Source organism: Peptoniphilus koenoeneniae (genome assembly GCF_030812875.1).
In the GTDB taxonomy this organism is placed as follows: domain Bacteria; phylum Bacillota; class Clostridia; order Tissierellales; family Peptoniphilaceae; genus Peptoniphilus_B; species Peptoniphilus_B koenoeneniae.
The window spans coordinates 22,796-36,869 of record NZ_JAUSTN010000008.1; the positions used below are offsets into that span (position 1 = coordinate 22,796).

The 14,074-nt window shown below is 33.1% G+C and carries 11 protein-coding genes; all 11 read right to left on the reverse strand.

Annotated elements, in window-relative coordinates:
• Position 1: 1 nt before the first annotated feature.
• The 11 genes from J2S72_RS07795 to J2S72_RS07845 all read right to left on the reverse strand — a co-directional run bounded on the left by J2S72_RS07795 (position 2) and on the right by J2S72_RS07845 (position 14,025).
• Positions 2-1,042, reverse strand: a complete 1,041-nt coding sequence (locus J2S72_RS07795) for a M20/M25/M40 family metallo-hydrolase (protein ID WP_023055272.1) — start codon at positions 1,040-1,042, stop codon at positions 2-4.
• A gap of 290 nt (positions 1,043-1,332) precedes the next feature.
• A complete protein-coding gene (locus tag J2S72_RS07800; RefSeq protein ID WP_307495286.1) occupies positions 1,333-1,920 on the reverse strand; it encodes a cyclodeaminase/cyclohydrolase family protein in 588 nt (195 codons plus the stop codon).
• Complete coding sequence (locus J2S72_RS07805; protein ID WP_307495287.1) at positions 1,907-3,577, reverse strand: formate--tetrahydrofolate ligase; 1,671 nt, start codon at positions 3,575-3,577, stop codon at positions 1,907-1,909. The genes J2S72_RS07800 and J2S72_RS07805 overlap by 14 nt, the downstream gene beginning before the upstream one ends.
• A gap of 125 nt (positions 3,578-3,702) precedes the next feature.
• Positions 3,703-3,954, reverse strand: a complete 252-nt coding sequence (locus tag J2S72_RS07810; RefSeq protein ID WP_023055269.1) for a hypothetical protein — start codon at positions 3,952-3,954, stop codon at positions 3,703-3,705.
• A gap of 175 nt (positions 3,955-4,129) precedes the next feature.
• Positions 4,130-4,723, reverse strand: a complete 594-nt coding sequence (rbr, locus tag J2S72_RS07815; protein WP_023055254.1) for a rubrerythrin — start codon at positions 4,721-4,723, stop codon at positions 4,130-4,132.
• Between the two features lie 817 nt (positions 4,724-5,540).
• Entirely contained in the window at positions 5,541-6,737 is a 1,197-nt protein-coding gene (locus J2S72_RS07820; protein ID WP_023055273.1) for a carboxylate--amine ligase, read from the reverse strand.
• Positions 6,738-7,736: 999 nt separating this feature from the next.
• Complete coding sequence (locus J2S72_RS07825; protein WP_023055259.1) at positions 7,737-8,573, reverse strand: class C sortase; 837 nt, start codon at positions 8,571-8,573, stop codon at positions 7,737-7,739.
• Positions 8,566-9,384: a class C sortase gene (locus J2S72_RS07830; RefSeq protein WP_023055263.1), complete on the reverse strand. Its 819-nt coding sequence runs from the start codon at positions 9,382-9,384 to the stop codon at positions 8,566-8,568. The genes J2S72_RS07825 and J2S72_RS07830 overlap by 8 nt, the downstream gene beginning before the upstream one ends.
• Entirely contained in the window at positions 9,368-10,264 is an 897-nt protein-coding gene (locus J2S72_RS07835; RefSeq protein WP_307495288.1) for a class C sortase, read from the reverse strand. Before J2S72_RS07835 ends, J2S72_RS07830 begins: the two co-directional genes overlap by 17 nt.
• 56 nt (positions 10,265-10,320) lie before the next feature.
• A complete protein-coding gene (locus J2S72_RS07840; protein WP_307495289.1) occupies positions 10,321-11,526 on the reverse strand; it encodes an MSCRAMM family protein in 1,206 nt (401 codons plus the stop codon).
• A 66-nt stretch (positions 11,527-11,592) separates the two neighbouring features.
• Positions 11,593-14,025 carry a pilin N-terminal domain-containing protein gene (locus tag J2S72_RS07845; RefSeq protein ID WP_023055265.1) on the reverse strand — a complete coding sequence of 811 codons (2,433 nt, stop codon included), beginning with the start codon at positions 14,023-14,025 and terminating at the stop codon, positions 11,593-11,595.
• Positions 14,026-14,074: the final 49 nt, after the last annotated feature.

Genomic DNA, 14,074 nt, shown 5'->3' on the forward strand with positions numbered 1-14,074 from the left:
TCTATTTGGCCAAAACATAAGCAATAGTAAGTTTTGCCGTATTTATTATAGACTCTATAAAAGTTCTTTCTACACCATGAGATGTATAAACGGTCATTCCGAATGCTGCCGCTTCAATATCATTTCCCGCAGCAAAAGCTGCCATGGAATCAGTACTATATCTGTTAAAAACTTCAACAGAATAGGGTATCTGAATTTTTTCGGCAAGATCCACTAATTTTTTAGTTATTCTTCTGCTATAGGGACCTTTAAAATCCTTTGAGACAATAGAAACATCTTTTTCGGTGCCGCTATGCTCCGGTCCTATAACACCAATATCAAGTGCTATGTACTCATCAATATCTAAAGGTACATAAGAACCACCGAAGCCAAGCTCTTCATAATAGGGGAAAGCAAAAACAGTGTCATACTCAGGTTGTAAATTATTTTCAGTTAAATACTTTATAGCGCTGAGAGTTGCTGCAACTGCACCCTTATCATCAATAAATCTGCTTCTGATTCTGCCGTTTTTCATATAATCAAATCTTGGTTCATAGGCAATGACATCTCCATGTCTTATACCTAGTTTTTTAACGTCTTCATCAGAATTTACATCTTCATCAAGCAAAAATCTCATAGTATTTTCATCTCTTTGAAGAGTTTTAGCATCTTCAAAAACATGAACAGAATGAGAAACACAAGTTAAATAACCAGTGTATTTTTTACCGTCAAGTGTAATAAGGTACATTTTTTCATGCTCTAAGCTCGAAAAGTTATTGCCTCCCAAGCTTTTTACTTTAATGGAGCCGTCCTTTTCAATATGATGAACAACCAAACCTATAGTATCTACGTGAGAACCTACACAAATAGTCCTTGAACTATCTTTTCCCTTTAGCTTTACATAAGCAGTCCTTCTGTTGTCATATTCCGGTTTTAAATTAAAATCAGAAAAATATTTTTCAAGTAACGCTTCACATTCGTCCGTATAACCTACAGGACTTGGAGTTTCAATAAGTTCTCTCATAGTATTTAATAAATATGATTCGTCTATTTTTATATCCATCCAAATCACCTCCTTTTATGTAGATTATTCTATAAACTCCTAGAGCTTACCTTTTTAGGTTAAACAAAATAAGCCATTTTGTCAAGGACATCGTTTTTATAAATATAAGCAATATCCCCATTCTTTCCGATTTTTGAATTATCATTTTTAAAATTAATTTCACTTTAGCTCATGAAACAAAATTTTACAAATTTTTTATAAAATATTTTTCACTAAAAAATTCTATAAAAAAATCACCCCACAAAATGAAGTGATTTTAAATAAAAATAAATAATATATTTTTTAATGGTCTATGAAATTTTTATTCTTTTTATTTTTTCTCTCATGTCAGAAACAAAATCTTGGTCCTTTATAGACTTTAAATTAATTTCTATATTTTCAATAGAACCCTCTATAGCACTTATTATCTCTTTTCTTGCAAGTTTCACATCTGAAAGAGCTGATTTTACCCCTATTTCCTCTATCCTCTTGCAATAGGGGAAAAGTTTTTCAACTTCTAATGCAAAATCATATGGAGCCTTAGCTGCAATTTTATAGCCCTCTTGAATTTTTTCACTTCTATAAATTTTTTCAGCTTCAGTGTCCTTTTTTAACTTAAAAGCCCTTATTACTTGATCAAAACTCTGGGCATCTTTTTTAGGTCCTTGAAATAAATTTCCTTGAATTTCACTTAAATCTTTTAAAATTCCTTGAGCCTCTTCCCTTACATCCTCATAATTTTTATTGGCAATGGTAATATTTGTAACCATCATCAAAAGAGACACTCCAAAAAGAGCATTTAAAGCTGCCACTGCACCACCACCAGGTGTTGGGCTTTTTGAGGAAAGTTTTTCTATAAATTCTCTAATACTTAAATCCATCATCTTAAAAAAGTCCACTTATCCTTCCATTTTCATCAATATCCATATCAAGAGCAGCAGGATGCTTTGAAAGACCAGGCATGACCATTATATCTCCCGTTTCACAAACTATAAAACCTGCCCCATTAGAAATCCTTACATCCTTTACTGTAATCTCAAAATTTTCAGGTGCATTTAAAAGTTTAGGGTTATCTGAAAAAGAGTATTGAGTCTTAGCCATACAAATAGGATATTTGTCTAAATTGTGATCTTTTAAATACTTTATCTCTTTTTTCGCCTTGGCAGTATAATTTACACCCCTTGCCCTGTAAATTTCCTCGGCAATCTTTTGAATTTTTTCTTCAATTTCTAAATTCACATCATAAAGAGGACTATAGTGAGACTCTTCCCTTTCCAAAGTTTCCTTTACGAGAATCGCCAAATCTTCAGCTCCCTTGCCACCTTCCATAAAGCCTGTGGTCTTTCTTGCCTCTATTCCTTCTTCTTTACACAAATTTATTAATTCATTGATTTCTTCCTCAGTATCACCTTCAAAAACATTTATAGCACAAATAAGAGGCACCTTAAATTTAAGCATATTTTCCATATGCCTTTTAGCGTTCTTAAAGCCCTCTCTAAGAGCCTCAATGTTTTTCTCAGACAATTTGTCCTTTTGAATGTTTCCATGCATCTTAAGGGCCCTTAGGGTGATTACAAGGACACTAAGATCAGGATGAAGATCCCCTATCCTACATTTTATGTCCATAAATTTTTCTCCACCTAAATCAGCACCGAAACCTGCCTCCGTTACAAGGTAATCATTTAAACTCAGGCCAAGTTTTGTCGCCCTTATGGAATTGCAACCATGGGCAATATTTGCAAAAGGTCCCCCGTGAATTATTGCAGGATTATTTTCAAGAGTCTGAACTAAATTGGGTTTTATAGCATCTTTTAAAAGGACAGTCATAGCTCCTTGAGCCCCTAAATCCTTAACATAAAGAGGGCTGCCATCCTTCTTCTTTGCAAATATTATTTCTCCCAATCTTTTTTTCAAATCAGCTAAATCTTTGCTTAGGCAAAAAATCGCCATTACTTCACTGGCAACAGTAATCATAAAGTGGTCTTCTCTGGGATAACCCATGTTTTTACCGCCAAGGCCAACAACCACATTTCTTAAAGTCCTGTCGTTAATATCCAAAACCCTTCTTACAAAAATCTCCCTCTCATCAATTTCAAGGTCGTTTCCCTTTTCAATATGATTATCCACAAGAGCACAGAGCAAATTATTGGCAGCAGTTATAGCATGAAGATCTCCTGTAAAATGTAAATTTATTTCTTCCATAGGCAGAACCTGAGAATATCCTCCCCCAGCAGCTCCACCCTTTATTCCGAAAACCGGTCCCAAGGAAGGCTCCCTTAAAGCACAGGCAGTCTTAAGACCAATCCTATTCATGCCTTCAGTAAGACCTATAGTAACAGTGGACTTTCCTTCCCCTGCAGGAGTGGGAGTAATGGCAGTTACCAAAATTAATTTACCCTTTTTATTATTTTGAACTTTTTTATAAAATTCTTCCTTTATTTTTCCCTTATAATTTCCGTAGGGTTCTATGTATTCCTTGTTAATTCCCAGTTTTTCCCCAATTTCGTAAATATCTATAAGCTTAGCTTCTCTTGCTATTTCAATATCACTTTTCATCTTAATCCTCCTTTTTCTTAATATCTTATACCAGTAATTTTATCATAAAAAAGCTGTGTCAAATTGTTGATTTAATTTTTGGCAATAAAAAATCCATTGATTATTTTCAATGGATGCTTATAACTTTATTCTTTATGCCTATTCTGACTTACCATATTTAAAAAACTTATACCTAAAAGGCAAAGAATTGAAAGCCACTTTTGTTTTTTATAAATAGCAAAAAGAGCCACCAATATTAATATCAATATGTAAAAATCTTTTTTTACTTCCGGACCAGAAAAATTCCCATTAGTTTTATATGATCTATAAATATTGAAAAGTGTTGCAAATATAAGTAAAATACCACCAATTAAAACAAAAATATATGAACTTCTCATAGAAACTCCTTTCTTTTCAATTTCATTTTAACAAAATTTAGGCCAACTTACAAAGTTTTGTTAAATTTATAAAATTCAAAAAGTTTTTTTCAGCCATTTTTAACAAGTTAAAAAAATCAACCTGACTTTAATAAAATCAGGTTGACCCTTTTAAAATAATATTGGCTTTTATCTATTAATATTCTTCTTTAAATACTTGGAAATATCCTTGAGGATGAGCACATGCTGGGCAAACTTCCGGCGCTTCCTTGCCTTCATGAACATAGCCGCAGTTTAAGCATTTCCAAAGAACTACATGGTCTTTTTTAAATACTGTGCCTTTCTTAATATTTTCAGCAAGTTTTCTGTATCTCTTTTCGTGAGCTTCTTCAACTTCTCCAACTTCTTTAAATACATCAGCTATTTCATCATATCCTTCTTCTCTTGCAATTTTTTCAAATTCAGGATACATGGAAGAAGTTTCATGATGTTCTCCTTCTGCTGCTGCAATTAAGTTTGTATAAGTGTCTTTTTCATCAAAATGTACAGGGAATGAATCTGTAATTTCAACAGCTTCTGCATCACTTTGTTTGTTTAAAAATCTGTAAAATCTCTTTGCGTGTTCGTCTTCGTTTCTTGATGTTTCAAGGAAAATATCTCTTATTTGAATATATTTTTCTTTTTCTGCTTGTTTTGCATAATATTTATATCTCATTGATGCTTGAGATTCTCCAGCAAAAGATTTCATAAGATTAACTAATGTTTTACTTCCTTTTAATGATTTTTTCATAATAATCCTCCCATATTTTCGTATAATTTATACGATTATCTTAACCATATCTCATATATACCCTTTAATTTTTTATAAACAAACTTTTTAATCCATTTCCAACATTTGATTATCCTATTATCAAAAAAATTAAAAATTTTTTGATTTTTTTATTCGCCTTACGGCGATGGACCAATAGCAGATATTTGCAGAGCTTTAATCTTATGGACCCTGTACGGATAAAATTACCCTACATTTATGCGTGTGTTTTGTGGGTTGTAGGGACCGGTTTACCGGTCCGCCTATGTCACGTGGGAGAACAAACTCAACTTTTTTTATAAATATTTTTTTATGCTCTACATAAAGCATTTTTGTTTTATGTGTTCAATAAACTTTTTATTTATATTTTTTCTTTTTCATTTCTTTTTTTGTTTTATTCGCCTTACGGCGCCGGACCAATAAATTGGTCCCTACATTGGGTTGCTGAGCTTTACTTTTATGGATCCTGTACGGATAAAATTGTCACATTTATGCGTGTGTTTTGTGGGTTGTAGGGACCGGTTTACCGGTCCGCCTATGTCACGTGGGAGAACAAACTCAACTTTTTTTATAAATATTTTTTTATGCTCTACATAAAGCATTTTTGTTTTATGTGTTCAATAAACTTTTTATTTATATTTTTTCTTTTTCATTTTTTTTGTTTTATTCGCCTTACGGCGACGGACCAATAAATTGGTCCCTACAATGATTTTTAAATATTCAATAAATTGGTCCCTACATTTGGTTTTATTTACAATAAAAAATCCACTGGTTTTGCCAATGGATTTTGTTTTGTTTTCTATTTTTTATATTTTATATAGGTCTTTATACTTGAAAGCCTTGCTCGCATATAGGCTAGGAATCTTTTTAAATTTTTGTCTTTTTCATACCACTGGGTAAATTCATATCCCCTTTTCAAGAGGGATTTTACCAATTCTTTTTTGTCCCCTGCTACATATTTTTTTGCTACAAGGGGGTCTACATAAAGCCAGGCTTTTTGACATCCTTCGTGGTAATAGGTTTCTAAATCTTTATTAAAAACCAAATCATCTACTAAAAATTTTACAAAGTTGCAGCCTCCTGCGGTCATATAATAGGAGGACCTGCCTTGTCTTATGTTGATTTCAAAGACCTTATAAGTTTTTGACCTGTCGTCATATTTTAAGTCAAAGTTTGCAAAGCCATGATAATTTATGGATTCCAAAAATTTTTCATAGGTTTTATATAGGTCCACGTCACTGTCTGTATATAAAAAGTCATAGTTTCCAATTTCTTGTGGAAGGACTGCGTCTAATAGACACCTGCCCAGGCACATCATTTTAACTTTTCCTTTTTTATTTACATAGGCGTTTAAGACTGCCATTTTTTCAGGGCCACCTTCTATAAATTCTTGGGCAATCATAAGTCCTTTATAGCCTGCTTTATAAATTCTTTTAAGCTCCATGTTAAGTTCTTCTTTGTCGTGAATTTTATAGGCCTTTTTTTTGCCTTCAAAATGTAGGTGAACAAATTCTATGGAGTCATTGGCTTTTAGGGCAATTGGATAGGAGAATGGGATTTCAACCTCTCCATTGTCATACATTTTTTTATCTATAAGGTATGTTTTTGGATAGGGCAAATTTTCTTTTTGGCAAATTTCATAAAAATCTTTTTTATTTTCAAGAAGCTTTTGTTGGTCCAAGGTTACATAGTTAAATTCATAATAGTCTTTTAATATTTGATTATTTTTTGTGATTAAAGAGGTGTAGCCGTCAGAACAGGAGATTAAAATAAGTTTTTCTCCTTGTCTTGTTTTGGCAAAGTCTATTAAAGTTTTTAAAAAGACTTCTTCTTTTTCAAAGTCTGGGTTTGTTTTTACTTCTATAATTTTTGAATTTCTTGTATATATTAAGGGTTTTATTCCGAAGCAATAGGATTTTTTACCATATTCCTTATGAAAGGAACGGGCGACTCCGTAGGCATTGGCATCGGTTCCTAAGATTACAGGTGTAAACATATTTCCTCCATCTTTTATTTTTATATTACAAGTATAGCACAATTGCTTGGATTGGATTTTATTTTATTTTATTCGCCTTCGCCGCCGGACCAATAGCAGATATTTGCAAATCTTTTGTGAGCTGTAGGGACCGGTTTACCGGTCCGTGTGCGTTTGGTGAGAAAACAAATTCAATATTTTTATAAAATTTTTTTAATGAATATTATTTTTATATTTATCTTTTTTCATTTTTTATTTTATTCGGCTGACGCCGCCGGACCAATAAATTGGTCCCTACATTCGGTTGCATGGGTTTTCTTTTGTGAAACCTCTTCTCATAAAATTACCCCACATTGGATTTTATATTCAATAAAAATTTTATTTTAATTTACATTTTATCGTTTTTTTATTTTATTTTATTTTGTTCGCCTTCGCCGCCGGACCAATAAATTGGTCCCTACATTCTGTTTCGGAGATTTAATCTTGTTAAACCTTTCCGCATAAATAAACTCTACATTCCCATGTGGGTTTTTGTGAGCTGTAGGGACCGGTTTACCGGTCCGTGTGCGTTTGGTGAGAAAACAAATTCAATATTTTTATAAAATTTTTTTAATGAATATTATTTTTATATTTATCTTTTTTCATTTTTTATTTTATTTTATTCGGCTGACGCCGCCGGACCAATAAATTGGTCCCTACATTCTGTTGCATGGGTTTTCTTTTGTGAAACCTCTTCTCATAAAATTACCCCACATTGGATTTTATATTCAATAAAAATTTTATTTTAATTTACATTTTATCGTTTTTTTTATTTTATTTTATTTTATTCGCCTTAAGTCGCCGGACCAATAGCAGATATTTGCAAATCTTTTGTGAGCTGTAGGGACCGGTTTACCGGTCCGTGTACGTTTGGTGAGAAAACAAATTTAATATTTTTATAAAATTTTTTTAATGAATATTATTTGTAATTTCCAATAAAAAATCCATTGGTTCTATTTCCAATGGATTTTATTTACATTTTTATTTTAATTTTTTTCTTCTCGGTTTTTTACCTCTTACTATATATTTGCACATATTTATGAATACTATCAAAAGGCTTATCCAGCCTATAATTGTTATGGCGTATATTCCATATTTTAAATAGGAAACAGAACTTTCTTTTTGGTCTTTTGTTTCTTCTATAGTCTTTTCTTCATAAACTCTTTTTGCATTTACTAATAATCTTTTTGGCCTCGGCGGTCTTTTTGGATGGCAGGTAAGAAGACTTATCATATCCTGATCCTTTATGGGCAGGATTTTTTCCCAATCTCCCGGCCCTATTATTTCCTTGTCAGACACTGCATATTTTAAAAGTCCCAGAGGGCTATCTATAAAAATTTCATCCCCAGGATTTAAGTCATCTATGTTATAAAAGAAAAGGTCTCCCCAGCCTCCTCTGTGACCAGCTATAACGGATCTGGTGGATTTTCCTCCTATAGGTAGACTTGTTCCTTCTACCTGTGCAACTCCCATTTTTAAATGTTTAAAACTTGCATCAAGATAGATTGGTTTTTTTAAATCTAATTTAGGAATTATAATGTAGGCAAAAATATCATCTTCTTTTAAGCCGTCAATGTTGTAAAAGGCCTTATAATCTTCATTTTGAAAGGGATCTATTATATTTCCTTCATTTTTTTCCACCTTTTCATTGTAAGATTCTATAGATGGATTCATGTGAGGTTTTTCATTTTGAAAAATTTTATATTTTCCATCAGCAGATATTTCCCTATAAGAAATTGAAGTAAAAGCTATAAGGGGCATAAGAATGCCCACAAGAACAAATAAATATCCTATAATTACTCTTAATTTTTTATTCATAGCGCCTTCTCCTAAATTTTTTATAAATAAAGATTATTAACAGAACTATAATAAGAGTGAGAGCAGGCCAAATTACATCTTTAAAATTAAATTTCATTGCCTGTATAGGCTCATCAGGTTCCACATAAGGTATCCTATGTCCACGAACTAAAAGTCTGTGAGAATTTATCATGTAGGGCGTGCAGGTAAGAAGGGTCATAAGATCTTTTCCCTCTACAACTAAAACCGGTTCAAAGTCCCAAGGCTCCACTGTTAAAATTTGGTCCACCTTATAGGCTAAGGTTTCTTTAATGTTTGTAAAGTAAAAGACATCTCCCAATTTGAGCTTATCCAGTTCCCTAAAAAGTTTAACTTGAGGAAGGCCTCTGTGAGCTGTAATAACTGCATGAGTATCTTGTCCTCCAATAGGAAGAGATGTCCCCTCCAAGTGGCCGCAGGCTCTCTGTAAAACATCTTCAGAAGTGCCGGCATACACGGGAATTCTTTGTTCAATCTTTGGAATATTTATAAAACCTATTTGCTCTTTTAATTCCAACATTCTGGCATAGTTTGCAACACCCTCTTTTTCCCTTTCAGTGTAAGGGTCTGCCAGTCTTGAAGGATCTAAAGTTTCGTTATAAGCCTTGGCAAGGTCTATTCTTTTATTAATTTCTTCTTGAGAAAGCTCCGTCTTTGCTTCTTCAAAAACTTCTATGCGGTTGTTATTTTTTATAGTGTAATAATAATTGGAAATTATAGGATAGACGGCTATTAAAAGCCCTAAAATAAACATGCCTATAATTTTCCAATTTTTTTTAATTTTTCTTAACATCCTTTTTTTCCCTAAACCTTAACATATTTTCTTCCGCTCTTTTTTCTCTTTCCTTTTTCTTTTTGTGTCTAGAAATTAAAAATCGGATTAAAATTATTATAACAAAAATTAAAAGAATAATAAGTCTTTTATCTATGCCTAAATTTTTGCCTGTATCTTCCATAACTTTTTCATCAACTTCCGGCACATAAGGAACCCTGTGGCCACGAACAATAAGTCTGTGAGTATTGATCATAATAGGCGTGCAGGTAAGAAGGGTTGCATAGTCCTTTCCTTCAACAACTAAAAGTTGTGAAAAATCAGAAGGATCAATAACATCAATATGATCCACTTGATAGGCTAAAACGCCTCCAACATAATTAATATAAAATTTTTCATCAAGCTTTACTTTTATTAAATCCGTAAAAAGTCTTGCACTGGGTAGGCCTGAATGGGCAGTAATAACAGTATGAGAAGGAACACCACCAATAGGAAGAGAAGTCCCCTCCAAGTGGCCTGCACCCTTTTGAAGAATTTCTTCATTAGTTCCAGCATAAATAGGTATCTCCACATTTATAGAAGGAATTTGAATGGAGCCGATCTTCTCCCTCAGCTCAAGCATCCTTGCATAATTGGAAATAGCCCTCTTTTTTTCCTCTTCAGAATAAGGATCGGCCCTTATTACATTTGCCAAATTGTCATTATAAATTTGCGCAAGTTTTAATCTTTCAGCAATTTCTTCAGGAGACAACTCATCACGAGCCTCCTTAAAATCCTGAACTTGATTGTTGGCTTCAATCTTATAATACCAATTGGAAATCATAGGGTAAGACATTATCCCCAGACCCAGTATAAAAATAAATATAAAAATAATATTGGATTTTTTATTTCTTCTTGCCATTTTTTCTCCATCTGCAAAATACTTACAAAATAAAAGAGGCTTTTCAGCCCCCTATATTAATTTTTTTCTCTAATTAAATACTTGCCCAAACCTACCATAATAGCACCGGCAACCACTAGAACAATAAGTGTAATATCCCCTGTCTTAGGTATAGGCGGTCTTTTGCTGTTTTCAATTATAAGAACTTTTTCAAAAGAATCATCATCAATTTCAAACTTCAAACTGCCCTCAAGCAAAGTATAATCTTTAGGAGCTTTTATTTCCCAAATATAATAAGTTCCATAATCGAGATTTGAAACTGAAAACTTTCCATTCTCTCCTGATTTTAAAATTAAATCTTTTCCATTTTTATCCTTAAGCCTTAGGTGCTTTCCATCAACAATTTGGGTAATTGCAAACTCTGCCCCGCTTAAAGGTTTGACTTTAGTCTCATCTGTTTTAAAAAAGTTATAAGATCCTCTTTTTTTCTCATTCTCTACTCGGATCCTGCAAGACTCATCCTTAAAAATTTTAAAATAAGAATCTTCAACAAGTATCTTGTAGCCAAAGGGAGCGGACACCTCTTTGAAGAAATAAAGTCCCGGACTAAGATTATCTACAACAATCTTGCCATCCTTATCAGTTTCAAAAATTTCCTCCTTGCCCTCAGGATCATACCTGTTATTTTTAGTCTTTACAATTTCTCCAGAAGAATCGTGAAGAGTAAACTTTGCCCCCTTTAAAAGATTTCCCTCTCCGTCAACCTTTATAAGCTCAACTCTTCCCGGAGGTGTTTCCTTTGGTGGTGGTGGCGGTGGAGGTGGCGGCGGCATTGGCGGCCTTCTTCCCCACTTTAAATTTATAAGGTCTGCTTCTTCAGGAGAAAAAACTGCCGATTCAATAAAAGAAAGTCTGTCCTTATTGTTAAGCTCCCTTACATAATAAAAACCCTCTTTAAGATTTAAAAGCTTAACCTTATAATCATCTTCAGCCTTGGGATATAAAATCCACTTATAAGAAGGATCCTCCAACTGCTTATCCAAATCTTCTTCAGTAAAAGTATCTAAAATAGAGGTCATCTTAGTCTTGTCCATGTGGGTATCTATAAAGTTTGGATTTATTTTCCAAACCCCCAAGGTTCTTCCCCTTAAATCTTCTTCAGTCAAATCGTCTTTAGTTTTTATGTTGATGGTAACTGATGATGCTCCTAAAACTTTAAGAGGTAGGAAGATCATAGTGACCACCATGTATAAAATTATTAAATTTTTAAATCTTTTCTTCATATCTACCTCTTTTTAATAATATGTATGGAAAAGGGGAAAGCCCCCTTTTCTAAAATTTAATTAAACTTAAGCTTCTTCTCTATTCTTTTTCATAGCTATAACAGCACCAGCCATTAAAGCAACTCCGACAACAGTGAAGATAACAGTACCCATACCACCTGTTTGTGGGATAGTAACTTTGTTGTTAACTAATTGTTTAGCATCATTAGCTGTTGATTTTTCAGCGTCATACTTAATTTGAACATCTTCTGTAGTTAATGATTTATCATTTACTGTAAATATAAAATCATTTTCGCCTGTTGGTAAAGCATATCCACCTGCAGGAGCTTTTGTTTCCACTGCTCTGTAATTGCCATATGCAAGACCTGTTACTTGGAATTGTCCTTGTCCATTAGTATAGAATTTAGTTGCTTGACCTTTATCAACCCATTCATAAGCTAAATTAGCTTTAACAAATTCTTTATCTCTAGCTTCTTGTAAAGATTTAATTTCAGCCATTGCTGTATCTTTTGTAGTAAATTCTTTTTGACCGATAGTTACCTTGTTTGTAGCAGAGATTTCACCCTTTGCTAAGGCTTTATTAACAGCATCTATAGCATCGCTATATGCTTTTTCTGCATCAACATAAGCTTGACTATTAGTTGGAGTGATCTTTAAATATTTACCATAATTAACTGTATCAGTTTCATTTTTATTTTGAATTATAAATTCAGCACCAGCTAATCTGTTGCCATCTTTGTCAGTCTTAACAAATTTCTTTCCGCCAACTGTTACTTGTGGTGGAGTTGGAGTGATAGATTCAGGTACCTTAGTATTCTTTACTGTAACTGTACTACCTGAAACTGTATAAGTTGGTTCATAGCCGCCAGTAAATCCTTCATAGCCATAAACAATTTCTTTTATCATATATTGTTTAGTTGCATCTTCATCTTTTGCAAACTTAAATTTACCTGAAAAATCTCCTGTAACTTCAAATGTGATTCCATTTCCTAATTCAGTATAATCAACTTTTTGAGCTTCAGTAAATGTTACATCTGCAACAGGATTTCCTTCAGCATCTAATAGAACATATTTTACCCTAACGCCAGTTGGAACTTTTCCGTCAGCCCATGTCTTAGTTACTGGAATTTCTTTATTAGATGGTGTTACTTTATCACTTGTTGGCTTTGGTGGTTTATGATTGTAAGTGAATGTTGCATGGTTGTCCATTGGTCTGTCATTAACAGCATCTGCTGTAACTGTTGCAGAATATGTGAAAGTAATATCTAAATCAGATTTTTCTCCTGCCTTATTTAATTTATCCAAACCGGCTTGTTCAAAGTGAAGTGTAAATCCATTAGCTACCTTTTTAACAGTATAATCAGTTCCAGCTACTAGAGCATTCGCTAATGCCGGACTTACTGTAACGGTAACACCTTTAACATCGTCATATTTTAAACCTTTGTCCATAGAGTCTGCTAAATCTAAGTCTTTAAATACAGAACCTTTTGGAAGATATGCCTTTGCTTCGTATTTGATTTCTTTTCCTATTTGACCTTTAGCATTTGCTTTTTCTACATTGTAGTTATCAAATACAGCTCCAACATCTTTTTTAGCTTTAGGGTCAGTAATTGCTTCTAATCCATTTTTTATAGCAAAGTTCTTATCAAATTTAACTGGATTTTCAGTGTTCTTTGGATATAAGTTAAGTGGTTCTGTTTCACTGTAGTTTCCTGTTCCGTCTGGTTTAGCTACTGGAAGAGTTAAAGTAAATGGTACTGCCTTCATTCCTGAAAGAGTTTCACCTTTTTCACCCTTGTAAGTCGAATTAGTTTTATCTTCTACTATTCTGTAAGTTCCGTCCGGAAGTGTAGCTTCTGCTATTCCTCCATTTGCTGTTGTTACATAATCTTTGCCGCCAACTTGAATTAATTTGTAATAAGTGTCATTGTCAAGGTCATTTTCAGCTAATTTAGCAGTTTGTTTTAATTCAGAACCCTTTGTATATCCTGCCGGAGCTCCACTTGTAGGTGCACCCTTATACTCTTCATAAATTCTGAAAGCTACACCGTCTATTGGTTTTGAATCGCTGCCAAAGTATTTTACTATATCAAGTTCTTGACCTCTAAATTCAGTTCCGTCAAGACCTTTATATCCTGGAAATACATCTTCTGCCTTTCCCGTTTTATTATTTCCTAAGTCCGTTGTGCCGGTAAAGGCTTTTACAAAGTCATCAGTTTCAGCTATTGCTGTTGACTGATCTTTAACATCATAATATTTTCCATCTTTAAATATTATGACTTTTGACACAGATGTACTTTTGTTAGTTTGACTATCTGTAGTTGTAACAGTAACTCTTTTTGCGTTAAAATTTTGTTCATTCATAAGTATTTTATGAATTTTAACTTTTGTGCTGTGAGCTGTTGGTTGGCCGTCTGCCAATACTGTTAGTGGAGCGAAGACTCCTACCATCATTACTAATGCCAATAATAGTGACAATAGTTTTTTTGTTTTTTTCATATTATCCTCCATTCTTAAATAAAAATTTATATTTTTTTTATTAAGCTTT